The sequence below is a fragment of the Embleya sp. NPDC059237 genome, assembly GCF_042754105.1.
Classification (GTDB): Bacteria; Actinomycetota; Actinomycetes; order Streptomycetales; family Streptomycetaceae; genus Embleya.
In genome coordinates this window covers 14,837-40,670 of record NZ_JBHZAE010000016.1, presented here as the reverse complement: position 1 = coordinate 40,670, position 25,834 = coordinate 14,837, and the positions used below count along the sequence as shown (strand labels likewise).

The following is a 25,834-nucleotide window of genomic DNA, read 5'->3' as shown; positions in this document are numbered from 1 at the left end:
CTCCATGCCGTCGCAGCCGCAGCCCACATCCTCGACCGAACAACCACGACTCAGCCGTTCGCTTCGCAACCGGCACATGGCCATGATCGCGATCGGCGGGGCGATCGGGGCCGGTCTGTTCGTCGGCAGCGGCAGTGTGATCAAGACCGCCGGGCCGGCCGCGATCGTGTCGTACTGTCTCGCCGGCGCGCTGGTGTTGTGCACGATGCGCATGCTCGGCGAGATGGTCGTGGCGAGACCGTCGTCGGGTTCGTTCTCGGACTACGCGCGCAGTGCCATCGGGCCCTGGGCGGGATTCACGATCGGCTGGCTGTACTGGTACTACTACGTGATCATCGTGGCCGTGGAGGCGGTCGCGGGCGCGGCCATCCTGCACGCCTGGATCGATCTGCCGCTGTGGGTGCTGGCGATGGCGCTGATGGCGGTGATGACGGCGACGAACCTGCTGTCGGTGAAGTCCTTCGGCGAGTTCGAGTTCTGGTTCTCCTCGGTCAAGGTCGCCGCGATCATCGCGTTCCTGGTGGTCGGGGGGCTGCACGTGTTCGGCGCGTGGCCGGGCAGTTCGTTCGACTTCGGCAACCTCACCTCGCACGGCGGTTTCGCGCCGAACGGCTTCACCTCGATCTTCTCCGCGATCGTGGTGGTCATCTTCGCCTTCGGCGGCGCCGAGATCGTCACGATCGCCGCCGCCGAGAGCAAGGAGCCCGAGCGCTCCGTGGCCAAGGCGACGACCGGCATCATCTGGCGGATCATCCTGTTCTACGTCGGCTCGATCTTCCTGGTCGTCACGATCGTCCCGTGGGACGGCGCCGAGGTGCTGGCGAGCCCGTACGTCGCCGCATGGGACATCATCGGCCTGCCCGGCGCGGGAACGGTGATGGACATCGTGATCCTCACCGCCGTGCTCAGCGTGCTCAACTCGTCGGTGTACGTCTCCTCGCGCATGCTCTTCGCGCTGGCCTCGCACGGCGACGCACCCAAGTGGTCGGTCCGGACCAGCAGGCGCAACGTCCCCGTGCGGGCGATCCTGGCGGGCACGGTCGTCGGCTGGGTCTCCGTGGTGTTGGCCTACCTGTCGCCGGACACCGTGTTCACGTACCTGGTCAACTCCTCCGGCGCGATCGCCATCTTCATGTACGTCATGATCGGCGCCTCGCAACTGCGCATGCGCCGCCGGTTGGAGCGTGAGGCCCCGGAGCGACTGACGCTGCGGATGTGGTTGTTCCCCTACCTCACCTGGATCGTGATGGCGGGCTTCGTCGCCGTGCTGGTGGCGATGGCGGTCATCGACGACCAGCGCACCCAACTGTTCACCAGCCTGGGCAGCCTCGCCGTCGTGCTCGCCGCGTACGGGCTGCGCCGGGTGTACGGCCCGCGCCCGGCGGCCGGGTCGGGCGAGCCCCGGGACCCGAAGGCCGCTCCGGAACCCATCGCCACGCCGTAGCGGATCAGACGCCGATGACGGTGAGGGAGAGCCACAGCGCCGGCACCGACAGCAGCAGGCCGGCGGGCACGGTCCACAGGCCGAGTCGGGTGAATCTGCCGAGTTCGACCTCGCCGTCGTGTTCGTGCACGATCCGCCGCCACAGCAGGGTGGCCAGGGAGCCGGCGTAGGTGAGGTTGGGTCCGAGGTTGACGCCGAGCAGCACCGCGAGCACGGCGCCGGGCCCGGACGGCGCGGTCAGCGGCAGCAGCACCAGTACGGCGGGCAGGTTGTTGACGATGTTCGCGAGCAGCGCGGCCAGTGCCGCGATGGCGAACAGGGCTGCGAGGCCGGTGCCGTCCGGGATCAGCCGGCCCAGGGCGTCGGCGAGACCGTTGTCCACGACGGCGCGGACCACGATGCCCAGGGCCAGGACGAAGGCCAGGAACGGGATCGCGGCGGCGCGCACGATCGCGGTGGGCGTGGTGCGCCGCCGGACCAGGGCTCGCACGGCCAGGACGACGGCGCCGGCGAGGGCCGCCCACGCGGGGTCGACGCCGACCGCGGAGGTCAGCACGAACCCGGCCAGCGTGCAGGCCACGGTGACCAGGGCGAACAGCGGCACCTCCCGGGGTTCGGCGGTGGGCGGCGCCTGCGCGCCGGCGTCCAGGTCCGCGGCGAAGAAGCGCCGGAAGACCAGGTACTCGGCGGCGATGGCGACCAGCCAGGGCAGGACCATCAAGGCGGCGAAGCGGGTGAAGCTCAATCCGCTGGCCGCGAACGCGAGCAGGTTGGTGAGGTTGGAGACCGGCAGCAGCAGCGAGGCGGTGTTCGCCAGGTGTGTGCAGGCGTAGCTGTGGGGTTCGGGGCGGGCGCCGAGCCGGGCGGCGGTGACGAACACCACGGGGGTGAGCAGCACGACGGTGGTGTCCAGACTGAGCACCGCGGTGATCGCCGAGGCGGCGACGAACACCTGCACCAACAGGTGACGCGGGCGTCCTGCCGCGGTTCGGGCCATCCACGCCCCGCAGGCGTGAAACAGGCCCTCGTCGTCGCACAGCCGGGCCAGGACCAGCACGGCGGCGAGGAAGCCGATCACCGGCCCGAGCCGCGCCGCCTCGTCACCGGCATGGGCGGGCGAGATCGCCCCGACGGCGACCACCACCCCGGCGGCCGGCACGGCGACAACCGCCTCGGTCATGCCGAACGGGCGAACCACGGCGCACGCGAGCACGCCCAGAAGCAGTACGACGGAGACGGCCTCCGCCAACGAGGAATCCACCCGCCCGATCTTCCCCCACCCGAACCAACCAACATCCGACCCCTCCGCGCAATCGGGATTCCCCGGTAGCCGGCCCCGGGGGTCAGTCCACGACGTACCACGCGTTGCCGATGAAGCGCAGGGTGGAATCGCCCAGGTCGCCGCTGGTGAACGTGGTGGTGGCCTTGATCGCGTGGGCCGGGATGTCGACTCGGTCGGTTCCGCGCACGGAGACCAGCTTCGGGTCCACGGTGGCGGTGGTCAGAGCCTTCTTTTGGGTGGCGGACATCATCCGGAACATGCCCGCGAAGGACGTGGCGCACGGGCCGGCGCCCTCGTTCTCCGCCTGCTTCGCGGCCGGCCCGGCGATCTCGCAGAGCGTGGCGATGTCCTCTCGCCCGACGCCGTGCAGAAACTCCTCGAAGCGCCGGATCGCCGCCTCGGGCGACGCACCCTGTGGCGCTCGGGCGTCGGTGGTGGCCGAAGGGACCTGTGACCCGACGGCGGCCGGTGTCGAGGTCGCCGAGGCCGGCGACGTCGACGATCCGGTGGTGGGCGCGCCGGTCGACGGTGGTGCCGAAGCCGTCGGTGTCGGCCGGTCCGCGGTCTGCTTCTTCGGGGAATCGCCGTCGTTGCACGCGGTCAGCAGGATCAGGGTGGCTACGGTCACGCCCACGATTGCCCGCACGCGGTTTCTCCCATCGGTGAGATCACGAACGGCCGATGGTACTTGCGCCGGCGGTCGTCGGGTGGGTTTACCGGTGGGGTTTGCCGGGGGGGTCGGTGGGTTTGGTGCGCTTTTCTCCCTTGGGCTTGGTGTCGCCTTTCGGCTCCTTGTCCTGGGGTGGGGCGTCGGTGGCGGACGAGGGGACTTGGGCGTCGACGGTAACGGCGACGGTGACGGTCGTGGCCGGCGGTGGAGGGGGAGCGGTCGCGCGTGTGGGGGGTGCCGAGGGCGGTGGGGCGGACGTGGTGGACGGCGGTACGACGGGTGGGGTCGTGGGCTGGGTGAGCGGTGGGAGGGGGGCGGTGGTCGGTGCGGGGCGGCTGTCGTCCGCGTCCGGGCCGGCTTGGTGGTGGAGGACCGCCAGGGTCGCACCGGATGCGCCCAGGATGATGCCGGCGACCAGGCCCACGGTCGGCAGGTGACGTCGTCTCCGGCCCAGTACCCGCGTATCCGACGTGGTGAGGGTCGCATTGCCGGTCGCGACGACCGGCGGACCCGACGCGGGCGCGCACGATGCCGCGGCCGCGTCGAGCAGGCGGGCGCACTCGGCGGCGTCGGGCCTGGTGGCCGGGTCGACACGTGTCATCGCCTCGATCGTGGCGGCCAGTTCGCTCGGCACGTGGGACGGGATGTGCGGCGATCGCCGCGAGCGGGCCAGGGCGGCGTCGAGCGAGGATCCCGGATATTCGCGTTCGCCCTTCAGTGCCTCCAACAGGACCAGGCCCAGGGCATGGACGTCGCACGCGGGGCCCGAGCCGTGCCCGAGGATCTGCTCGGGTGCGAGGTAGGAGACGGTGCCGACGATCGTGCCGGGTGAGGAGCGAGTGGGCTCGTCGACGAGACGCGAGATGCCGAAGTCCGCCAGGTACGGGGTGTCGCCGGGGCCGATCAGCACGTTGGACGGCTTCACGTCCCGATGCACGATGCCGGCCGCGTGTACGTGCGCCAACGCCGAGGCCAGCCGCGCGCCGATCCTCGCCACCCGGTCGGCCGTCAGGGGACCGTCCACGATGTGCTGCCGCAGGGTGACGCCCCGGATCAGGCGCATCACCACATACGTGCAACTCTCGTGCCAACCGACGTCGTGCACCGTGACCAGGGCCGGATGGGTCAACCGGCCCAGCAACACCGCCTCCTGGCAGAACCGTTCCGCCGTCACCGCGGGCACGCCGGGCCGGAAGATCTTGACCGCGACCTCGCGCCGCAGCCGCAGGTCGACGGCCCGGAAGACATCGGCGGTGCCGCCCGCGCCCAGCAGTTGCCCCAAGCGGTATCGACCGTCGAGGATGCCGCCGCTCCGCGGCAGGGGACGCCGTATTCGGCGCGGTAATGCCGTCATGCGCTCTCCCCGATCGGTCCCGACAATGCCCGGGTTCCTACCCACCCTTCGCCCCGCCATACCGAAACGCGCCCGCACGCCGAAAACGGAGGTACTCCGGGTGTGTGCATACGACTTGGGCTTCGGGAAGTCGGCCGACACGCCGCGGGGGCGTCCCTACCGCGCCGGCTCGTCCGCGTCGATCAGCGCCGTGATCACCCGGTCCAGCACCGCCAGGTCGGCCGCGGGCAGGTCGCGCAGCGTCGCCGGGGGCTCGTCCAGGATGTCGCGCGCGATTCGGGCGAGGCGTCGGCCCTCCGGGGTCGCCGCCAGCATGCGTTGCCTGCGGTCGGTGGGGTGCACGGTGCGTTCGATCAGGCCGCGCCGTTCGAGGTCGTCGACGACCAGCGTCGTGTACGGCTTGTCGGTGGCGAGCCGGCCGGCCAGTTCGCGCATCGACATCGGACCGGCGGCGATCCGCCGCAGCGCCTTGACCCGGACGAAGCTCAGCCCGGTCGCCTCGGTCACCGCGCGGCGGCGGTCGTGCCGCTCCACGACGAGCACGCGCATCCCCCGCCAGATTCGCCCGGCGGCATCCGAAGGGGCGTCGCTCGTCGCGTCGTGCGCGGGGGATACGCTCATTGCCTCACGTCCGTCGTTTCCTGCGTGCCGGCGGGCGGCGCCGCGGGCATGAGTTCCGCGCCCGTACGCTCGGCCGTGCGCAGGGCCCGGCGGCCCGTGGTGAGCATACCGAGGACGGCGACGGCGCCCGCGCAGCCCAGCACGATCCACCACCCGGTGTGGGTCGCGGCGGCCAGGTCGGCGCCGCCGGGTGTGCCCGGCACGGAGGCGATCGTGGTGCCCACCACCGCGACCCCGAGGCACTGGCCGAACTGGCGGCTGGTCGAGGCGATCGCGGAGGCGACGCCCGCCTGGGCACGCGGCATTCCGGACACGGCGGTATTGGTGATCGGCGCGTTGACCAGCCCGAAGCCGACGCCGAAGACGGCGTACGCGGCGACCATGCGCAGGGTCGAGGTGTCCTCGGCCAGTCCGACCAGCAACGCCGCGCCCGCCGCCATGGCGACACCGGCCCCGACCAGCGGTATGCGCGGGCCGACCCGCGCGACCAGCCGCCCGGAGATCGGCGCGAACACGACCGTCATCACCGCCATCGGCAGCGTACGCAGACCCGCCTCGGTCGGCGACCAGCCGCGTGCGTCCTGGAGGTAGAGCGTGTTCAGGAACAGGAATCCGGACATCGCGGCGAACGTGCACACGGCCGTCACCGTCGCCCCCGCGAACGGCACGCTGCGGAAGAAGCGCAGATCGATCAGCGGTTCCACGCGCCGCGGTGAGCGGTACACCAGACCCGCCAGGCAGCCGGCGGCGAGGGCGAACAGGCCGAGGATGAGCGGCGAGGTCCACCCCTGGGCGCGGCCCTCGATGATCGTGTAGGTGAGCGACAGCAGGAAGGCGAACACCAGCACCTGACCGACCGGATCCGCCCGCCGAGGACGCGCGGCCCTGGACTCGGGCACGTACAGCGCGGTGAGCACGATGGCGACGAGCGCGACCGGCAGGTTCATCCAGAACACCGACCGCCAGCCGGCCGAGTCGACCAGCGCACCGCCCACGATCGGCCCGAGCGCCATGGCGACGCCGATCACCGCGCTCCACGCGCCGATTGCGCGGGCCCGTTCGCGGGGTTCGGTGAAGGTGTTGGTGATGATCGACATCGCGACCGGGTTGAGCATCGACCCGCCGACCGCCTGCACCACGCGGAACGCGATCAACCACCCGAGCCCCGGCGCCACGGCGCACAACGCCGAGCCCACGGCGAACACCACCAGTCCGGTCTGGAACACCCGACGCCGGCCGATGCGATCGGCCGTCGAGCCGGCCACCATGAGCAGCGCGGCCAGCACCAACGTGTAGGCGTCGATGGTCCATTGGAGCTGCGACACCGAGGCGTGCAGATCGCCCCGGATCGACGGCAGCGCCACGTTCAGGATGGTGTTGTCGAGCCCGACGATGAACAGGCTCAGGCAACAGGTCGACAGGACGAGAAGCTTCTCGCGGCGGCCGATCCCGGTGGGCGACGACATGTACCACCCCATCAATCGTTACTGGTCTACAACCATTATAGTTGTACAACGATCTGGGTCGACGGTCAACCGGTCCGCCGCGGCCCATTACCGCAGGGCCCGGGTCGGGGCGAGTGCGATGTTGTCCTGTCGGCAGGACGGTGAAATCGCGTCACGCGGTGAATTCCGGGTCCTTGAAAGGGCCCGTCGACCGCTCTACGTTGATGCGGTGGCGCTCGACGACCCGATATCGACGGCGTTTCTCCCGCATGGCCGGTCGAGAAGTGCGCGATACGAGGTATGAGGTACGAGGTACGAGCCTCGGGATTCGCCACGCCGGACATTCCCGGCCGCAGTCAACCCGTGTCGGAGGCGAATCGTCGTTCCTGTCGTTCAGTGGATTCAGAACCGGGGGAGAGCCGACCTTGTCCGAACCCCATTTCCTTGCCGCCCGTTCCGCCGACGCGATCACCGGGACCATGTTCGCGGGGCTCGCCCTGATCCTCGCCGCGGCCTTCGTCTTCGGCCGACTGGCCGGCCGCGTCGGACAACCGGCGGTGGTCGGCGAGATCGTCGCGGGGCTCGCCCTGGGGCCGAGCGTGTTGGGCCTGCTCCCGGGCGATCCCACCGACGCGCTGTTCCCGGCGGACACCCGGCCGCTCCTCCAGGCGCTGTCGCAACTGGGCCTGGTGCTCTTCATGTTCGGCATCGGCCATCGGCTGGATGCCGCGCACCTGCGCGGGACCGGACGCCGGGTCACCGCGGTGTCGCTCGCCTCCGTGACGCTGCCGTTCCTGCTGGGAACCGGGCTGGCGGTGTTGCTCTACCCCTGGTACGACAAGTCCCGGCTCGATACCGACGGCATGCTCGCGCCGGCCCTGTTCCTCGGCGCGGCGATGTCCATCACCGCCTTCCCCGTGCTCGCCAGGATCATCGAGGAACGGGGTATGCAGCACAGCCGCATCGGCGCGATGTCGCTCGCCTGCGCTGCCATCCAGGACTTCCTCGCGTGGTGCGTGCTGGCCGTGATCGTCATGATCGCGACCGCCGGCGGGTCCTGGCCGCTGATCCGAATGGCACTGGAGACGGCGCTGTTCCTGCTGGTCCTCGGCTACATCGTGCGCCCCGGACTGCGCCGGCTGACGGCCTCCGGGCGCGGTTCGGCCGGCGGCGCGCTCCTGCACGCCGTGCTGGTCACCGGCGTGCTGCTGTCCGCCTGGGCCGGCAACGTGATCGGGCTGCACGCCGTCTTCGGCGCCTTCGCCTTCGGCGTGGTCGTACCGCGCCGCGAGGTCGAGGAGCGGGCTCCCGAGGTTGCCGAACGCATCGACCAGACCGGCCTGTTCCTGCTGCCGGTCTTCTTTGCCGTCACCGGCCTGTCGGTGGACCTCGGCAGCCTCGGCCGGCGCGGCCTCGTGATGGTCGTGGCCGTCGTTTTGGTGGCGTGCGTGGGCAAGTTCGTGGGAGCGGCCGTCGCCGCCCGGCTGTCCGGCGCGTCGGGGCACGAGGCGCTCACGTTCGGCGTGCTGCTGAACGCCCGCGGACTCACCGAACTGGTCATCCTGAACGTGGGTCTCGGGCTGGGCGTACTTGACACACGCATGTTCACCGCCATGGTGATCATGGCTCTGGTGACCACGCTCATGACCGGACCGCTGCTGGGACGCCTGGGCTTTCGAGCGGATCCGCGACCGGTCGGCATCCGTCCGACCGTGGACATTGTCAATGTCGATACCGTCCCGTACGGTCGATCCCCATCACCGCAGGACACGCCATTGTCCGGCCGTTTTCACTCCCCGGGGAAAACCGAACCCGAGCGATGAGACGCGTAATTCGGCGGCAACTCGAAGACGGCAACCCGAAGACGGCACCGGAGGAAAGGAGGGCGTCGTGACGATCGAATCGGTGCACGAGCACGGGCTATTCAGCGACCGTTATATGCAGGATCCCTACCGCGTATTCGCCGAGCTGCGCCGGGTGGGTCCGATACATCGCGCGAATACTCCGAGCGGCATTTTGGTGTGGGTCGTCACGGGCCACGCGGAGGTCTCCGCCGCGCTCGCCGACCGGCGCCTGTGCAAGGACTCGGCCCGGCTGCGGGCGATCATCGACCGGGCCACACCGCCCGGGCTCGACGGATCGCATGTGGGCGAGATGGTCGCCACCGACATGCTCAACAGCGACCCGCCCGAGCACACCAGGCTGCGCAAACTGGTGGCCCAGGGCTTCAGCGCACGCCGCATCGAACGTTTGCGACCGCTCGTCCGGCAGCTCACCGACGAACTGCTGGACGCCATGGTCGTGCGGGCCGCGGACGGGAGCGTCGACTTCATCGACGCCTTCGCCTTCCCGCTGCCGCTCACCGTCATCTGCGAACTGCTCGGCATTCCGCGCGCCGACCAACGCTCCTTCCGCGCCTGGTCGACCGTCGTCGTGGGCTCCTCCTCGCGCGACCAACTGCGCCGGGCCACCACCGCCATGGGCGGCTACCTCGCGCAGACGATGGCCGCCAAACGCTCCGCGCCGGGCGACGACCTGCTCTCCGACCTGGTCGAGGCCAGCGACACCGGCGACCGGCTCACCCCGCTGGAACTGGTGTCGATGGCCTGCCTGTTGCTGATCGCAGGCCACGAGACGACGGTGAACCTGCTCGGCAGCGCGCTGCTGGCACTCCTGGAGCACCCGGACCAGTTCGCGCGACTGCGCGAGCGGCCGGAACTGGTGGACGCGGCGGTGGAGGAAACGCTGCGCTACGACTCGCCGGCCCCGGTCACCACCTGGCGATACGCGGCGGAACCGATGAGCATCCACGGCTCCCCGATCGCGACGAACGACCTCGTGCTGCTGGCGCTGGGCGCGGCCAACCACGACGAGCGCATCCCGGACCCGGACGCCTTCGACATCGAACGGCGGATCACCGGCCACCTCAGCTTCGGGCACGGCATGCACTTCTGCCTGGGAGCCGCGCTGGCCCGCATGGAGGCGCAGGTCGCCCTCGGCCGACTGGTCGAACGTTTCCCCGACATCACGCTCGCGGTCCCCGTCGGCGAACTGCGCCGGCGCCCGAGCGTGGTCATGCACGGCCTGGTGGACCTGCCCGTACACCTGGGGCGGCAACCCACGACGAGCGCCGTACCGGGCACCGGTACGGCGCGATGACGGCAAACCCGCCCGCATCGGGGGTCGGGACGGAAGAGGGGCACACATGGACGACGAACGCCGGGGCCAAGTCGCGGACCTCGTCTGCGAACTGTTGGAGCTGGAGCGGTCCGAGGTCACCGAAACGAGCAGATTCGTCGACGACCACGAGGCCGACTCGCTGAATCTGATCGAGATCCTCGCCGGACTGGAGAAGCGATTCGACGTGGTGATCGCCCAGTCCGAAGTACCGCGCATGGTCAACCTGCGCGGTGTGTACGAGGTACTCGACGCGACGCCGGGCTGGTAGCGACCGGCCGGCCGAGGGGGCGCACATGGCAACAGGAGCAGCGGCGGACCACCCGCCCGCCGGGCGGCGGCGCGTGGTCGTCACCGGCGTCGGGGTGCTGTCCAGCATCGGCATCGGCGCCGACGAATTCGCCCGGGCACTGCGGGAGGGGCGCAGCGGGGTCCGACCGATCACCGTGTTCGACACCGACGGCTTCGAGCACCGCAACGGGTGCGAGGTGGTCGGGTTCGACCCGGCCGAATGGATCCGGAACCTGGACGTCGACACGCTGGGCAAGGCGACCGGGTTCTCGGTCGCGGCCGCCCGGATGGCCGTCGAGGACGCGGGCCTGCCGCTCGACCGGTTGCGGGACGAACCCGTCCTGGTCGCGATCGGTACCACCGACGGCGAGGCGTACGACCTGGACCGGCTCGTGGAGAGCGAACTCGCCGACGGACCCGAGAAGTACGACCCGGTCACGGTGCGGCGGGTGTCCGCGATCCGGCTCTCCACCGCCGTCGCCCAGGAACTCGCCCTCAACCGCGCGGAGGCGTCCACCGTGGCCACCGCCTGCTCTGCGGGCAACTACGCGATCGGAACCGGCCTGGACGCGATCCGCTCCGGAGAGGTGGACGTGGCCCTGTGCGGCGGCGCGGACGCCATGTGCCGCAAGACGTTCGCCGGCTTCTACCGCCTGGGCACGATCGCGCCCGACCGGTGCCAACCGTTCGACGTGGACCGCAAGGGGATCCTCACCGGCGAGGGCGCCGGGGTGCTGGTCTTGGAGGAACTGGGCTCGGCACTGCGTCGCGGGGCCCGGATCTACGCGGAGATCCTCGGATTCGGGCTCAGCTGCGACGCCTTCCACCCGGTCGCGCCGAACCAGGCGGGCGTCGCCCGCTGCATCGACCTGGCGCTGCGCGACGCCGGCGTCACCCCCGACCAGGTCGACCTGATCTCGGCGCACGGCACCGGCACGATACCCAATGACGTCACCGAGAGCATGGCCATCCGCGAGGTGTACGGCGAACACCCGCCCCGCACCGTGGCATTGAAGTCGATGCTGGGGCACTCCATGGGCGCGGCCAGCGCGCTGGGCGCCATCGGATGCGCGCTGGCGATCACCCACGGCTTCATCCCGCCCACCATCAACCACGAACGCACCGACCCCGAATGCGCGATCGACTGCGTTCCCAACACGTCGGTCGAGGCGGACCTGCGGATCGTACAGAACAACGGGATGGCCTTCGGCGGCAACAACGCCGTGGTGGTCCTCGGCAGATACCAGTGAGGAATCGTCGCATGGGCATCGCCATCACGGCGTGGGACGCCGTATCACCGTTCGGCGTGGGTCGGGACGCCTTCACCGAGGGCCTGTGGTCCGGTGCCCGGCCCGCCGCCGCGCCGACCCCCACACCCCCGCCGGCACCGGGCTCGCGGGCCTGTCTGGTGCCCGACTTCTCGCCGCGGGAAGCGCTCCGCGGCAAGACCCGGTCCATGGACCGGGTCACCGCGCTGGCCGCGGTCGCCGTCGGACGGCTGCTGGCAAAGGCCGACCCCGACCCGGCACCGGACGCGCCGGAGCAGACCGGACTCGTGCTCGGCACCGCCACCGGCAGCGTGCAGAGCATGACCGACTTCACCCGCGAATCGTTCCAGGGCGCGCGCCCATATCACGTCGACCCCGCACGCACTCCCAACACCGTGATGAACTGCGCCGCCGGGCAATGCGCGATCCGCTACGGGCTGCGCGGACCCAACGCCACCATCGCCGGCGGGCGCGCGGCCGGCCTGCTGGCCCTGAGCTACCAGCGGCGACTGCTGGCCTGCGGTCGGGCGCGGCGCGTGGTGTGCGGCGCGGCGGAGGAGTATTCGGTGACCCGCTCCTGGCTGGAACACCACGCCCGGGCGGACGACGCCGATCCGATGCCGCTCGGCGAGGGGTGCGCGGTGATCCTGGGCGACGGCGCGGCCGGCGCTCCCGTGCTCGCCGAAGTGTTGTCGGTACGCAGCCGGGTCCACCGCGGTGACGATCCGGCCGACACGATTCGGCAGGTGGCGGTGGAGGTGCTGGCCTCGGCGGGAGTGGCCGCGGACGAGGTCTGGGCGGTGTCGCCGAGCCGGCCGCCGGGGCCCGCGGGCGAGCGGGAATGGGCGGCCCTGACACGGCTGTTCGCCCCGAACGCGCTCGACCGGCTGCCACGCCTGCCGTTCGGCGACACCGGCGCGGCCTCCGCCGCCTTCCAACTCGTGTCCGTGCTCAGCGCATCGGACCGGCTGCCCGCGGCCGCCGGGCGGGCGGCGCTGGTCAGCTCCGTCGACCGCGACGGCACCGTCGCCTGCGCGCTGCTGCGGCTGGGCGAGCATCACTCGGCCGCCCGCCGGCCACGAGCCTGAGGGGAAAGACGATGCCGGACGACGATCGCCGGGTGGCGCTGGTCAGCGGTGGCTCGCGCGGGATCGGCCGCGCCACCGTGCTGCGCCTGGCCCGGGAGGGCTTCGACACCAGCTTTTGCTACCGCTCCGACGCGGCCGCGGCGCATGAAGTCGAGTCGCTGGTCGAGGAGGCGGGCGCGCGCTGCCTGGCCGTACCGGTCGACGTGGCGGACGGGGACGCGGTCCGGGCCTGGCTGGCCGAGACCGAGGCGCGCCTCGGGCCGGTCGAGGTGGCGGTCACGTGCGCCGGCGTGACCCGCGACCAACCGCTCGTGCTGATGTCCGACCAGGAGTGGCACAGCGTCCTGGAGACCAACCTCACCGGCGTGTTCGAGGTCTGCCGGGCCGCGGTGTTCGCGATGATGAAGCGGCGACGGGGCAGCGTGGTCACGCTGTCGTCGGTCGCCGGGGTGCACGGCAATCCCTCGCAGACGAACTACTCCGCGTCCAAGGCGGGCATCATCGGCTTCTCCAAGGCGCTGGCCAAGGAGGTGGGCCGGTTCGGGATCCGGGTGAACACGGTGGCACCGGGACTCGTCGACACCGACATGATCCGGGCGATGCCCGAACGCGCGCGCAAGAAGCTGCTCGACGCGGTACCGCTGGGCCGATTCGGCCGCGCCGAGGAGGTCGCGGACCTCATCGGCTACCTCGCCTCCGACCGCGCCGCGTACATCACCGCGTCCGTCTTCGAGATCGACGGCGGAATCACCATCTGACCGCAACCCCAGGGAACCGAAAGAACAGGAAACGGAGCGAGATGGAACCGGGTGCCACGGCCGCGACACTGCCCCTCACCGCGGCGCAGCGGGAAATCTGGCTCGCACAACAGTCGGCCCCCGCGAACCCCGTCTACACCATCGGCGGCTACGTCGAGATCCTCGGCCCGGTCCGGCCCGAGGTGTTCGAATCCGCGCTGCGGCACGTGGTCGACGAGATCGACGCGCTGCGGCTGCGGTTCGTCGAGGTCGACGGCGAGCCGCGCCAGATCGTCGGCGCGCAGCCGGACTGGTCGCTGCCGTATCTCGACATCGGCGCCGCGCCCGATCCGCGCGCCACGGCCCTGGAGCGGATGCGCGCCGACCTGCGCGAGCCGCGCGTGATCGAGCGGGCGCCGTTGTTCTCGTTCGCGCTGTTTCGCGAGGGTCCCGACCGGTTCCTGTGGTATCTGGCCAACCACCACCTCCTGCTCGACGCGTACAGCGTCGGGCTGCTGGTGCGTCGTGTCGCCGAGGTGTATCCGGCGCTGCACGACGGCGCCCCGATACCGCCGTGCGGCTTCGGCACCCTCGCCGAACTGCTCCACGACGAAGGGGAGTTCCGCGCCTCGGCGGCGTTCGGGCGGTGTCGGGACTTCTGGCTGGAGCGCATGCGCGACGCCCCTGAGCCGGTCCGACTCGGCGAACCCCCCACCGCGCTGCCCACCGACTTCCTGCGCGAGACCCGGCTGCTCTCGCCCGCCGCGCTGCGCGGCACCGCGGCGCCGAACCGGCCGCCGGCGTCGGGCGCGCCGGCCCACCTGGTCGCCGCCGCGGCGGCCTACCTGCACCGGATCACCGGCGCGTCGGACGTCGTGGTCGGGCTCGCCGTCGGCGGGCGGGACAGTCGGCACCTGCGGCGGATTCCCGGAATGTTGGCCCAGGCGGTGCCGTTGCGCATGACGGTCACCCCCGCGACGACGGTGGCCGAGCTGCGCGCACAGGCGGCCGAGCGCCTGCTGGAGGCGCTGCGCTACCAGCGGCACGGCAGCGGCGAACTGAGCCGAGCCCTGCAACGCGGCACCGGTGACCGGGAGTTGTTCGGCCTGGTGGTCAACGTGACGTCCTTCCCGCGCGGTCTGCGTTCCGGCGGGCGGACCTGGCGCGTACACAGCCTGACCAACGGGCCCGTGGGCGACTTCGCCGTGGCGGCCGAGGATCTCGGCGACGGCGAGGGATACGAGCTGAACTTCGATGCCAACCCGGCGCTGTACGGGCGCCCGGAGTTGGCCGCGCACGGCGACCGGCTGTTCCGGGTGTTGCGCCAAGTGATCGATGCCGAGCCGGCACTACCGGTCGTGGGACTGGAGTTGACCACGCCCGCCGAACGCGATCGGCTGCGGGCCCTGGCCTCCGGGCCGGTGGACGACGACACCCCGACCGCCACGGTGCCCGAGTTGCTGGCGCCGTGGGCGCACGCCGACGCCCCGGCCGTGCACTGCGGTACGGAGACGGTCACCTACCGGGAGTTGCACGGCCGCGCCAATCGGCTGGCCCGCCACCTGATGCGCCGCGGGGTCGGCCCGGAGCGGCTGGTGGCGGTGGCCCTGCCACCCTCGGTGGAGCTGATCGTGGCACTGCTCGCGATCCTCAAGGCCGGCGGCGCCTTTGTGCCCCTGGACGTCGAACACCCGGTCGAGCGCCTGCGGTTCCTGCTCGCGGACGCCGTGCCGCACCTGGTGCTGACCGACCGCGAGCACCACGCCGCGCTTTTGGACGGCTCGGCCGCATCCACTCTCGTGCTCGACGACGCGCACATCGCGCGCCGCTGGGCGGCCCTGCCCGACCACGAGCCGGCCGACACCGAGCGCAGCCGGCCGCTGTGCCCGGCGCACCCCGCCTACCTGATCCACACCTCGGGCTCGACCGGCACGCCCAAGGGTGTGCTCGTCACCCACGCCGGTGTGCCGAGCCTGGCCCGATGGCAGCGCGAGACGTTGGGCGTCGGCCCCGGCAGTCGGGTGCTCCAGGCGGCGTCGATGGGTTTCGACGCGATGTTCTGGGAACTGTGCCAGGCGCTGACCTCGGGCGCGGCGCTCGTCCTGCCCGAACCCGGGCGCCCGCGCATCGACGCCATCGCCGAAGCCCTGGCCGGCCGACCACCGGTGACCCACGTGACGTTGACCCCGGCGGTGCTCGCGAGCATCCCCACCGACACGATCCCCCCGGGCACCACGGTGGTCGTCGCCGGGGAGGCGGTCTCCGGCACGCTGGTGGCCGAGTGGTCGCCGGGACGCACCCTCGTCAACGCCTACGGGCCCACCGAGTACAGCGTGTGCGCCACCGCGAGCGCCGCGCTGCACGGCGACCAGGCACCGCCGATCGGGACGCCGATTCGCGGCGCGCAGGCACATGTGCTCTCGCCGGGCCTGTCCTCGGCGCCGATCGCGGTGCCCGGCGAGCTGTACCTCGCGGGGCCCGGAGTCGCCCGCGGCTACCGGGACCGGCCGGGGCCGACCGCCGCGCGGTTCGTGGCGAACCCGTTCGGGCCGCCCGGCTCGCGCATGTACCGCACCGGGGACCTAGCGCGCCGGTACGACGACGGCACCCTGCGGTTCCTGGGCCGCGCGGACGACCAGGTGAAGGTGCGGGGGTTTCGGGTCGAACCCGCCGAGGTGGAGGCGGCCGTCGCGGAACAGCCCGAGGTCGGCGTCGCGGTGGTGATCCTGCGCGAGGACCGGCCCGGTGACCGCAGGCTCGTCGCGTACGTCGTCCCCGAGCCCGGGCGCACCGTCGAACCGGTGGCGCTGCGCCGCTCGCTCGCCGCCCGACTGCCGCAACACATGGTGCCGGCGGCCGTGGTGGTGCTCGCCGCGCTGCCGCTGACCGGCAACGGCAAGCTCGACCGCGGCGCACTGCCGGCGCCCGAGACCACCGGCGCGGGCGGCGGACGGCGGCCCGGCTCGCCGACCGAGCAGACCCTGTGCGAACTGGTCGCCGAGGTGCTGGGGGTCGAGGCGGTCGGGGTCGACGACGACTTCTTCGACCTCGGCGGCCACTCGTTGCTGGCCACCCGACTGCTCGGCCGGGTGCGTGAGGTGCTCGGCGTCGAACTGTCGGTGCGGCATGTGTTCGAGTCGCCCACCGTGGCCGGCCTGGCGGCCCGGTTGGCCCTGGGCGAGCCGGCCGGCGCCGAGGACACCCCGCCCGATGCGATCGATCCCGCCGACCTGGCGGAGTTGGGGCCGATCCTGGCCGAGCATCCCGACGTGGCCCGCGCCGCCGTCACGTTCACCGACGGCCGGCTGGTCGGCTACGCCGTCCCGGCGCCGGACCGTCGGATCGATCCGGGAGCGCTGCGGGCGTACCTGGCCGGCGCCGCGTATCTGGGCGGAACCCTGCGCGAGCGGCCCGTGCCGACCGCGGTGGTCGTACTCGACGAACTGCCGTGGACCGCCGACGGCGAACCCGACCGGCGGGCGCTGCCGGCCCCGCGCGTCGAGCCGAACCCGGCCGGCCGTGGCCCCCGCACACCTCGCGAGGAGGTGCTGTGCCGGCTCTTCGCCGAGGCGCTGGTGCTGCCGTCGGTGGGCATCGACGACTCGTTCCTGGATCTCGGCGGCCACTCGCTCCTCGCGGCGCACCTCGTCGAGCGGGTGCGCGACGTCCTGGGCGCCGAGCCGTCGGTGCGGGACGTGTACGAGGCGCCGACCGTGGCCGCGTTGGCCAGGCGGCTCGGCGAGGGCGGCCGGCGCGACGCGCTGGGCGTACTGCTGCCGCTGCGCACCCGGGGCGAGCGGGCACCGCTGTTCTGCGTGCATCCGGGCATCGGGCTGAGCTGGTGCTACGCCGGATTGTTGCACAGCCTCGGCAACGACCAGCCCGTGCACGGCCTCCAGGCACGCGGCCTGGACGGTCGCGAGGCGCTGCCGGCGACCGTGGCGGAGATGGCCGCCGACTACCTGGAACAGATCCTGAAGGTGCAGCCGAACGGCCCGTACCACCTGATGGGTTGGTCCTTCGGCGGGCACGTCGCACACACCCTTGCGACCATGCTGCAGGCGCGCGGCGAGGCCGTCGCGCTGTTGGCCGTGCTCGACAGCTTCCCGGGCGTCGGTCCGGCGAACGGCCGCGTGCCGTCGGAGCCGTCGGAGCCGGAACTGCTCGCCGAGCTGGTGGACTTCGTCGGCGGCGCTCCGGACCCGGCGCACGCGCCGCCGGACCGGGCCCGGGCGGTGGCGGCCCTCGGCGTCGAGGGCGGCCCGTTGTCCGCGCTCGACGCGGCGAGCCGGCACGCCGTCGTGGACGTCTTCCTCAACAACGCCCGGCTGATCCGCCGACCGCCCGCGGCGGTGTTCGACGGTGACCTGCTGCTGTTTCGCGCGACGAAGGGCCGCCGGACCGACTCGGCGAACCGAGAGGTCTGGCGGCCCTGGGTCACCGGGCCGATCGAGGTGCACGACATCGGGTGCGAGCACCGGGAGATGACTCAGCCGGAGCCGCTGGCCCGGTTCGCCGAGGTCATCCGGCCTCGGCTGCGGGCTCGCTGAGCGCGGGCGCCGGCGCGGGCTCCTCCCAGTACATGCCGTCCGTCGACACGGTCAGCCGGTCGGGTCGGTCCCGCCACCCGGCGGCGATGGTGTCGAGCAACCGCCGGTGGTTGTCGCCCTCCAGCCGCAGGTGGTTGGGATCCGGGTGGTTCTCGGTGGTGAACTCCTGGGTCCGACCCTCCCAGAACGCCCGCATCCCGGCGTCCTCGTCGGGCCCGCGCCCCCGCGTGCGCGGCGCCGGGGTCGCGGACCCACCGTCCAGCGGCGTGTACTCGCCGGCGCCCAGGCCCGCGGTGAGGTAGCTGAACGCGTCGGCCTCGGAGGCCGCGGCGCCGGTCAGCTTCTTCGCGGTCCAGAAGTACGACGTCTCGTCCTGGTGCGTGTCGTAGACCGCCTTGAGGAACTCGTAGTACAGCTCGTATTCGCGGCGGTGGCGGAACTCAGCCTCGGCGAACGCGCGTTGCTCGTCGAGCCGGCCCGCGAGCACGCTGTTGATCGAGCGGGCCGCCAGCAGGCCGCTGTAGGTGGCCAGGTAGACGCCGGTGGAGAACAGCGGGTCCACGAAGCAGGCGGCGTCGCCGACCAGTGCCATGCCGGGCCGCCAGAAGCGGGTGTTGCTGTAGGAGTAGTCCTTGCGCACCCGCACCTGTCCGTACGGACCCTCGGTCACCCGGCGCGCGTCGCCGAGGAAGTCGCTGATCATCGGCGACTCGGCGATGAACCGGTCGAGCGCGCCCTCGCGGTCCTGCTGGATCTTGTCGGCCATCTCGGCCGGGACCACCGCACCCACGCTCGTCAGCTCGTCGGTCAGCGGGATGTACCAGAACCAGCCGCCGCCGAACGCCGCGCACAGGATGTTCCCCCGCCGGGGCGGGTCCATGCGCTTGCCGCCCTCGAAGTACCCGAACACGGCGATGTTGCGGAAGTACTCGGCGAGTTCGCGGGTACCGCCGACATGCCGGCGGATCCGGCTGGTGTTGCCGGAGGCGTCGACGACGAACTTCGCGGTGACCTCGTGCTCCACCCCGTCGGCGTCGGTGTATCGCACGCCGCGCACCCGCTCCGAATCGCCGAGGACGTCGCGCACGGAACACCGCTCGCGCACGTCCACGCCGACCCGGCGGGCGTTGTCCAGCAGAATCTTGTCGAACTTCATCCGCTCGACTTGGAACGCGTGGCGACCGCGGTGGGTGTCGGTCGCGAAGGTGAACGACCACGGCTCGGGACTGGCGCCCCACAGGAAGGTGCCGCCCGTCTTGGTCTGGAAGCCGGCCGCCTCCACCTCGTCGGCCACGCCGAGCAGTCCGCAGATCCACTCCGTGGTCGACGGCAGCAGCGACTCGCCGATCTGATACCGGGGGAAGCTCTCCTTCTCCAGCAGCAGTACCCGGCCGCCCTGCATCGCGACGAACGAGGCGACGGTCGAGCCGCCCGGCCCACCGCCGACCACGACGACGTCCACGTCCGTGGACTCCCGATCGGTTGTGTTCATGGCTGGTCTCCGTTTCGAGATGGGTCAGGCCGCGGCGATTGCGTGCGGTTCCGGGATCAGACGTACCGGCAGGGACTGCATGCCGGAGAGGATGCTGGAGTAGATCGGCTGCGGCGGCCCGAGCGGCTCGATGTCGGCCACCAGGCGCCGCAGTCCGTCGAGCACGGCCTCGACCTCCAGCCGCGCCAGGTAGTGGCCGAGGCAGAAGTGCGAGCCGTACGCGAAGGTCAGGTGTTTGTTGGGGGAGCGGTTGAGGTCGAAGCGGTCCGGATCGGCGAAGACCTCACCGTCGAAGTTGGCCGAGGAGATCCACACGCTGACCGCGTCGCCGGCGGCGAAACGATGGCCGTCGACGGTCACGTCGGAGGTGACCGTACGGCCGCCGTGCAGCGACGGGTGGGTCCAGCGCAACACCTCCTCCACCGCCGTGGACATGTCCACTTCGCCCTTCTTCAGGGCCGCCCACTGGTCGGGGTTCTCGACGAGGGCGAGCAGCCCTCCGGTGATGGCGTGCCGGCCGGTCTCGTCGCCGCCGATCATCAGGCCGTAGCAGTTGGCCATCAGCTCGGCGTCGGACAGGTGTTCCCCGTCGATCCGGCTGCCGGCCAGCAGGCTCACCACGTCGTCGTGCCTGCTGTCCCGGCGGGTCTCGGCCAGGTCGGAGAAATACAGCAGGATCTCGTTCTTCGCCGTCCAACTGTCCTGGTAAGGGGCGTCGGCGTAGTCGGAACTCCACGCGTGCGAGGTCAGGTCGAGCAACTGCCGCCGGTCCTCCCGGGGAATCGCGAGCAGGTCGCAGATGGCGCCCAGCGGTACGTTCCCCGACACGTCGTGGGCGAAGTCGCAGGTGCCCTTGCGGATCGCCTCGACCAGCAGCTGATCCACCGTCACCCGCAGTGCCTGCTTGATCTCCTCCAACATCCGGGGAGAGAAGGCCCGCATCAGGATGTTGCGGATCTGCGCGTGCCGCTTGCCGTCGGTCACCGCCAGCATGGTGCCCGACGCCGAGTCGCCGCCGGTGAGGATCGTGGCCAGCGCGTTGCCGCCCTCGGTGGTGAAGTGGTCCTTGCCGCGATAGACGGTCATCGCGTCGGCATAGCGGCTCACGACCCAAAAGCCGGGGCGTGACTCGCGCGGGGTGTGCCAGTGGATCGGCCGGTGCGCGCGCAGGTGGCGCCACACCTCACGCAGGTCGTACTCGGCGTGCAGCCGCGCGTCGGCCAGGTCGATGTCGTCGATGTCGTCGGGGGAGATCATGGGTCGGGTGTTCACGCCTGGCTCCTCTGGTGCGCGTTCGCGCGGTTCAGCCGGTTGGTTTCGGCCACCGCGGCGAGGGCCTCGATCGTGGGGTGGTCGATCAGGTCCCGTGGTGAGATCGACAGTCCCGCCCGGCGGGCCTCGCGGATCAGCACGATGGTGAGCATGCTGTTGCCGCCGAGCTTGAAGAAGTCGCCGTCGATGTCCACCGCGGACAGGTTGAGCGCCTTCGCGAAGCACGCGACGAGGGCGGCCTCGGCCGGGTTGCGCGGCGCCCGGCCCGGGGTCGCGGGCGCCTCCTGCGGCGCAGGCAGCGCGGCCCGGTCGAGCTTGCCGCCGGGCGTGAGCGGGAACTCGGCGACCTCCACGAAGGCGGCGGGCACCATGTACGCCGGCAGGAACCGCTCGACGTGCTCGCGCAGGGCGGCGGGATCGAGCGCGGCCTCGCCCGCCGGCACCGCGTAGGCCACGATCCGCGGGCCGGCCGGCGTGTCGTCGCGGACCACGGCGACCGCGCGGGCGACATCCGGGTGTTCGGCCACCGCGGCGGCCACCTCGCCCGGTTCGATGCGATACCCGCGGACCTTGACCTGGTCGTCGGCCCGACCGTAAAAGGTCAGGCTTCCGTCCCGTCGCCAGGACATCAGGTCCCCGGTTCGGTACATGCGCTCCCCGGGCGCGAACGGGTCGGCCACGAATCGCGCCGCGGTCAGGCCCGGCCGCCGCAGGTAGCCCCGGGCCAGACCGGGACCGGCGATGTACAACTCGCCGACCACACCCGGCGGCACCGGGCGCAGCCCGTCCGCGAGCACGTAGACCGACCGGCCGGCGACCGGCCCGCCCACCGACGGCCGTCCCGAACCCGACAGCGGCTCGCTCATGGTCGCGCACACGGTGGCCTCGGTCGGGCCGTAGGCGTTGATCGTCCGGTGCTTGCCCGACCAGGTCGCGGCCAGTTCGGCCGGGCACGCCTCGCCCGCCATCACCAGGGTGCGCAGACCCGGCAGCCGGGGTTCGGCGAGGCCGGCCACCGCGACCGGCGGCAGGACCGCGTGGCTGATCCGCTCGTCGACGAGCACCCGTTCCAACTCCTCGCCGACCAGCGGCCCGGCGGGCGGGACGACGAGGGTGGCGCCGGCGGTGAAGGCGGCCAGCAGTTCGGTGACCGACGCGTCGAAGCTCGGGGAGGCGAACTGCAGGACACGGCTGTCCGACGCGACGGCCATGCGCGCCACCTTCGCCGCCGCGAGCGAGGCCAGGCCGGCGTGGGTGACCACGACTGCCTTGGGGCGTCCGGTCGTTCCGGAGGTGTAGATGACGTACGCCGGATCGGCCGTCCGGTACGGGGGTCGGCCGTTCACGGCCTCGGGTTCGGTCTTGGTCTCGGCGGCGGTTTCGGTCTCGGTTTCGGCGTCGAGTGTGTCGAGCGCGGTGCCCGTCTCGGGCTCGTCCAGCACGATCCGCTCCGGCCCGACACCGGACGGCGGCGCCGCTCCCGTGGTTGTCACCAGCAGCGCGGGCCGCGCGTCGCCGAGCATGAACGCGACGCGCTCGGCCGGGTATTCGGGATCCACGGGCAGGTAGGCGGCGCCGGCCCGGCCGACCGCGACGATCGCGACGACCATCGCCACCGAGCGGGGCAACACGAGCGCGACGATGTCCTCGGTACCGCGGACCCGGCGCCGGATCAGTCGGCCCAAGCGGTCGGCGCGGCGGTCGAGTTGGGCGTAGGTGAGGGTTTCCCCGTCGCCGACCAGCGCGGTCCGGTGCGGGTTGACACGGGCCTGGCGCCGCACCACCTCCGCGAGCGAGATCGCGGGCGGGTCCGCGCCGTTGTCGTTCCACTCGGTCAACATCCGGTGGTGTTCGTCGCCGGTCAGCAGGGCGATCGTGCCGAGCGGGCGATCCGGATCGTCGGCGAACGCGTCGAGGAAGCGGACGAGCAGGTTCGCCGGCAACTCGGTGGCCGTACCGTCCGCCGCGCGCACGCACAGCCGCACCCGACGGCCCGGATGCACGGTGCAGTGGATCGGCACCCCGCCGGCGGGCGAGCCCACGGGGTCGGTGCCGGCCATGTACACCGCGCTGTCGAACAACGCGCCCGTCGAGTGGTCCCGGTCCGGTTCGCCCTCGGCCTGCCGGGCCGTCGCGGCGAGCGAGGCGGCCGGCCGGTACCGCAGGTGGACGGGACGTATCGCCCCGCCGAAGACCACGTGTTCGTTGCCGGTCAGCAGGCTCGACACCGCGCCCCAGGCGGCCCGCACCACCGATTCCAGGGTCAGGCCCCGGGCCTCGCAATGCGCGGTCAGCCGAGCGCTCGTCGCCTCGGACAGCTCCCGCTCGGTGCTCGCCGGCGCACCGGTCTCGGCGGCCCCCGCGAGCGCCGGCACCAGCAGGGTCGGTTCCGTCGGTGCGGGCGGGTACGCGCCGCCCCGGGCGTGCTCGGCGGGAGGGGTGTCCAGGTCGCCGGCGTATGTGGTGGGCAGGGTCATCTCGTCTCCGATGCGTTGTGGGCCGGCGCTGCGCCGGCGGCCTCGGCCTCCGCGCGCAGCCGCATCCGGTCGGGTTTGCCGAGGCCGAGCACCGGCAACTCCGCGCGGAACGTCACGACGGTGGGGGACTGGTTCGGTGACAGGATCGCGGCGACGTGCTCGCGCAGTTCCTCGGCGGTGACGTGCCGGCCGTCGCGCACGACCACGGCGGCGTGCACACGCTCCATGCGGTCGGCGTCGGCGACCCCGAACACCGCGGCCTGCGCCACCGCGGGGTGCCCGGACAGGGCCTTCTCCACGGCCGCCGGATACACCTTGATGCCCTTGGTCTTGACGACGTCCGCGAGCCGGCCGCGCAGGTGCAGATAACCGTGCTCGTCCAGGTGTCCGATGTCGCCGGTGTGCAGCCGACCGCCGCGCAGGGTCCGCGCGGTCGCCTCCGGGTCCCGCCAATACCCGGCCATCACCAGCGGCGTATGCACACACACTTCACCGACTTCGCCGATGGGCAGTTCACGCTCGTCGAGCGGGTCCCGGATGCTCAGCGTCACCGGTGCGACCGGCCGGCCCACGGTGCTCAGCAACTCCGGACGGGTGTGGTCGTCGCCGGTGAGCCGGCAGATCAGGCCGCACTCGCTGCTGCCGTAGATCTGGCCGAGCACCGGGCCGAAGACCTTCACCGCCTCGGCGAGTCGGTCGGCGGAGGCCGGGCTGCCGGTGTAGCCGAGGTCGCGCAGGCCGGACAGGTCGGTGGTGCCGACGTCGGGATGGTCCGCCAGGGCGTACACCTGCGGGGCGGACAACATCACCCGGGATATCCGGTGCCGGCCCACCGCGCGCAACACCGCCGCCGCGTCGAACCCTTGATGCAGCACGACCGTGCCGCCGGACACCAGGACGTTGTCCGAGGTGAACGCGGCCGTATGGGTCAGCGGCGCGGTGACCAACATCGTCTGCCGGTGCCCCAGAGCGGCCATCCGCGCGGTGACGTCGTTGCGCACCTCGAACGACCAGCACACCCCCTTCGGTCGACCCGTCGAGCCGCTGGTGTAGGTGACGACGGCGAGTTCGCCCTGGGCGGCGTCGGCCGGATCGAAGGCGTCGGGCAACGACAGGCTCAGGTCGGTGACATCGTGACCGAGGTCGCCCAATGCCACCAGGAGCACGGGTCGTTCGAACCGGGCGCGCAACTCGCGGGCCCGGGCGGCGTTGTCCGCGTCGATCGCGAACACGGTCGCCCCGGTGCTCGCGACCATCTCGAACTGCTCGCCGGCGCGCAGTACATCGCCGGGATCGACCGCGTTCACCGTGCCGACGTGCACCACGAGGGCGCCGACGAGGCCGGCGGCGTAGCGCAAAACGAGCGTCGCGGGGGTGTTGTTGACCGTCATCACCGCGACCACGTCGCCGACGCCGACGTCGAGCGCGCGCAACCCGGCGGCGGCCGAGCGCACCGCGGCGGCCAACTCACCGGCGCGGGTCGGGATGTCCTCGTGGACCAGGCTGATCCGGTCCTCGTCGACGGATAACGACTCCAGGATCTGTCGGACGTAGTGGTCGTTGCCGGGCATGGCGTACTCCCATCCGATGTACGGCTGCAGGGTGCGGCGCCGCCGCGTTGTCGCCGGCGGGCCTGCGGGATTCGTGGGTATTCCGTCGCGGTGCCGGGCTTCGGGCCGGCACGCGGCGCCGGACCGGGGTGCGGCGGCGAGCAGGGCAGAGACTGTCGGATCGGCGCTGGAAGCGGAACCGTGCCGCTGCGGGATCCCGATGGAATTCGCCGAGTCTAGGCAGGGTCGGCGACGGGGTCCAGACCGATGCGACCCGTAGGCGTCGCGGTGCGCACGGCGGGTCGGTCGGCGGAGAACTCAGCGGTGGACAGCGCCATTTGCCCTGCTAGGCTCCCGCCTCCGAACTGTTGGGGGGAGGCCGCCGTGGCCGCAGTTGGCATCATTTCCGGGGCGGGCCGGGCCGGCGATCCGCTCGCTGCACGGCTGGCGGACGCGGGATTCGATCTCGCGGTATTGGGTCCGTCCGCGGATGCCTGTGCCGGGGCCGTGGAGTGCGCGCGGCGGTCGGGTCGGCGGGCGCTGGCCGTGGAGGTACGCGCGGGCGCGGCCGATTCGGTGCAGGGGGCGGTGGATCACGTCGACGTGCACCTGGGGCCGCCTGCCCTGCTGTTGCACGTCGTCCGGGCGCTGCCGAGCGGGCCGCCGGGCGCGGCGGGTGACTGGGACGGGCAGGTGGGCGGACCGCTGCGGGAGGCGTTCCTGATCAGCCGGGCGGTGCTGGACCCGATGATTCGGGAGGGGTGCGGGCGCATCGTCACCGTGGTCGACCTGCCGGACGCCGCCGACGGGCAGGAGAACGCCACCGTGCGGGCCGCACTGGAGGGGTTCACCCGGACGCTGGCGCTGGAGGCCGACGCGTTCGGCGTCACCGCCCACCTCGTCGTCGTGGGTCGGGGCGTGCGGGCGGCGGCGGGGGAGATCCTGCCGCCGGCGCCCGGTCCGCCCGCGCCGGGCGGGCCTGCGCCGACGGCCGAACTCGCGGCCACGGTGGCGTTCCTGGCCGGCGACGGGGCCGGCATCGCCTCGGGGCAGGTCGTCCACGTGGCGGCTGCCGGTGGGATGCCCTGAGCAGGGCCCCATGCAGGGGCCCACGCA

General features: G+C 72.1%; 18 protein-coding genes. 9 read left to right on the top strand and 9 right to left on the bottom strand.

The genetic code is table 11. The annotated features are described in order from the left end of the window. Positions 1–4 precede the first annotated feature (4 nt). The gene (locus ACFXKZ_RS37770) at positions 5–1,444 is read left to right on the top strand and encodes an amino acid permease (protein WP_380007545.1); all 1,440 of its coding nucleotides are present in this window, start codon (positions 5–7) and stop codon (positions 1,442–1,444) included. A 4-nt stretch (positions 1,445–1,448) separates the two neighbouring features. Here the strand turns inward: ACFXKZ_RS37770 and ACFXKZ_RS37765 are convergent, their stop codons facing one another. From ACFXKZ_RS37765 to ACFXKZ_RS37745, 5 genes are all read right to left on the bottom strand, one after another. After that, complete coding sequence (locus ACFXKZ_RS37765; RefSeq protein WP_380007541.1) at positions 1,449–2,705, bottom strand: SLC13 family permease; 1,257 nt, start codon at positions 2,703–2,705, stop codon at positions 1,449–1,451. 82 nt (positions 2,706–2,787) lie between these two features. After that, the gene (locus ACFXKZ_RS37760) at positions 2,788–3,354 is read right to left on the bottom strand and encodes a hypothetical protein (protein WP_380007538.1); all 567 of its coding nucleotides are present in this window, start codon (positions 3,352–3,354) and stop codon (positions 2,788–2,790) included. Positions 3,355–3,439: 85 nt separating this feature from the next. After that, entirely contained in the window at positions 3,440–4,750 is a 1,311-nt protein-coding gene (locus ACFXKZ_RS37755) for a serine/threonine-protein kinase (protein ID WP_380007535.1), read from the bottom strand. A gap of 156 nt (positions 4,751–4,906) precedes the next feature. Continuing rightward, entirely contained in the window at positions 4,907–5,371 is a 465-nt protein-coding gene (locus ACFXKZ_RS37750; RefSeq protein ID WP_380007532.1) for a MarR family winged helix-turn-helix transcriptional regulator, read from the bottom strand. Further along, positions 5,368–6,837: an MFS transporter gene (locus tag ACFXKZ_RS37745; RefSeq protein WP_380007530.1), complete on the bottom strand. Its 1,470-nt coding sequence runs from the start codon at positions 6,835–6,837 to the stop codon at positions 5,368–5,370. The genes ACFXKZ_RS37750 and ACFXKZ_RS37745 overlap by 4 nt, the downstream gene beginning before the upstream one ends. A 404-nt stretch (positions 6,838–7,241) precedes the next feature. Between ACFXKZ_RS37745 and ACFXKZ_RS37740 the strand changes: the two genes are divergently transcribed. The 7 genes from ACFXKZ_RS37740 to ACFXKZ_RS37710 all read left to right on the top strand — a co-directional run bounded on the left by ACFXKZ_RS37740 (position 7,242) and on the right by ACFXKZ_RS37710 (position 17,927). Next, positions 7,242–8,639, top strand: coding sequence for a cation:proton antiporter (locus tag ACFXKZ_RS37740; protein WP_380007527.1), 1,398 nt, complete (start codon positions 7,242–7,244; stop codon positions 8,637–8,639). A 67-nt stretch (positions 8,640–8,706) separates the two neighbouring features. After that, positions 8,707–9,975 (top strand): cytochrome P450, encoded by a 1,269-nt coding sequence (locus ACFXKZ_RS37735; RefSeq protein WP_380007524.1) that lies wholly within the window; start codon positions 8,707–8,709, stop codon positions 9,973–9,975. Between the two features lie 46 nt (positions 9,976–10,021). Then, positions 10,022–10,264 carry an acyl carrier protein gene (locus ACFXKZ_RS37730; RefSeq protein WP_380007521.1) on the top strand — a complete coding sequence of 81 codons (243 nt, stop codon included), beginning with the start codon at positions 10,022–10,024 and terminating at the stop codon, positions 10,262–10,264. Positions 10,265–10,289: 25 nt separating this feature from the next. After that, entirely contained in the window at positions 10,290–11,534 is a 1,245-nt protein-coding gene (locus tag ACFXKZ_RS37725; protein ID WP_380007518.1) for a beta-ketoacyl-[acyl-carrier-protein] synthase family protein, read from the top strand. A gap of 11 nt (positions 11,535–11,545) precedes the next feature. Continuing rightward, the gene (locus ACFXKZ_RS37720; RefSeq protein WP_380007515.1) at positions 11,546–12,640 is read left to right on the top strand and encodes a beta-ketoacyl synthase N-terminal-like domain-containing protein; all 1,095 of its coding nucleotides are present in this window, start codon (positions 11,546–11,548) and stop codon (positions 12,638–12,640) included. Positions 12,641–12,651: 11 nt separating this feature from the next. Beyond that, positions 12,652–13,398: a 3-oxoacyl-ACP reductase FabG gene (gene fabG / locus ACFXKZ_RS37715; protein WP_380007512.1), complete on the top strand. Its 747-nt coding sequence runs from the start codon at positions 12,652–12,654 to the stop codon at positions 13,396–13,398. A 41-nt stretch (positions 13,399–13,439) separates the two neighbouring features. Further along, positions 13,440–17,927, top strand: a complete 4,488-nt coding sequence (locus ACFXKZ_RS37710; protein WP_380007509.1) for an amino acid adenylation domain-containing protein — start codon at positions 13,440–13,442, stop codon at positions 17,925–17,927. Here the strand turns inward: ACFXKZ_RS37710 and ACFXKZ_RS37705 are convergent. Genes ACFXKZ_RS37705 through ACFXKZ_RS37690 form a run of 4 tightly spaced genes read right to left on the bottom strand, consistent with a single transcriptional unit; the run spans position 17,899 to position 24,739 of the window. Then, complete coding sequence (locus tag ACFXKZ_RS37705; protein WP_380007506.1) at positions 17,899–19,419, bottom strand: tryptophan 7-halogenase; 1,521 nt, start codon at positions 19,417–19,419, stop codon at positions 17,899–17,901. The genes ACFXKZ_RS37710 and ACFXKZ_RS37705 overlap by 29 nt on opposite strands. Before the next feature lie 24 nt (positions 19,420–19,443). Further along, positions 19,444–20,691 (bottom strand): cytochrome P450, encoded by a 1,248-nt coding sequence (locus tag ACFXKZ_RS37700; protein WP_380007503.1) that lies wholly within the window; start codon positions 20,689–20,691, stop codon positions 19,444–19,446. After that, positions 20,688–23,168 (bottom strand): amino acid adenylation domain-containing protein, encoded by a 2,481-nt coding sequence (locus ACFXKZ_RS37695; RefSeq protein WP_380007500.1) that lies wholly within the window; start codon positions 23,166–23,168, stop codon positions 20,688–20,690. Before ACFXKZ_RS37695 ends, ACFXKZ_RS37700 begins: the two co-directional genes overlap by 4 nt. Further along, positions 23,165–24,739 carry an AMP-binding protein gene (locus ACFXKZ_RS37690; RefSeq protein WP_380007497.1) on the bottom strand — a complete coding sequence of 525 codons (1,575 nt, stop codon included), beginning with the start codon at positions 24,737–24,739 and terminating at the stop codon, positions 23,165–23,167. Before ACFXKZ_RS37690 ends, ACFXKZ_RS37695 begins: the two co-directional genes overlap by 4 nt. A 363-nt stretch (positions 24,740–25,102) precedes the next feature. Here ACFXKZ_RS37690 and ACFXKZ_RS37685 point away from each other — a divergent pair, with 363 nt between their 5' ends. Further along, on the top strand, positions 25,103–25,807 hold the full coding sequence (locus ACFXKZ_RS37685; RefSeq protein WP_380007494.1) for an SDR family oxidoreductase: 705 nt from the start codon (positions 25,103–25,105) through the stop codon (positions 25,805–25,807). The last annotated feature ends 27 nt before the right edge of the window (positions 25,808–25,834 follow it).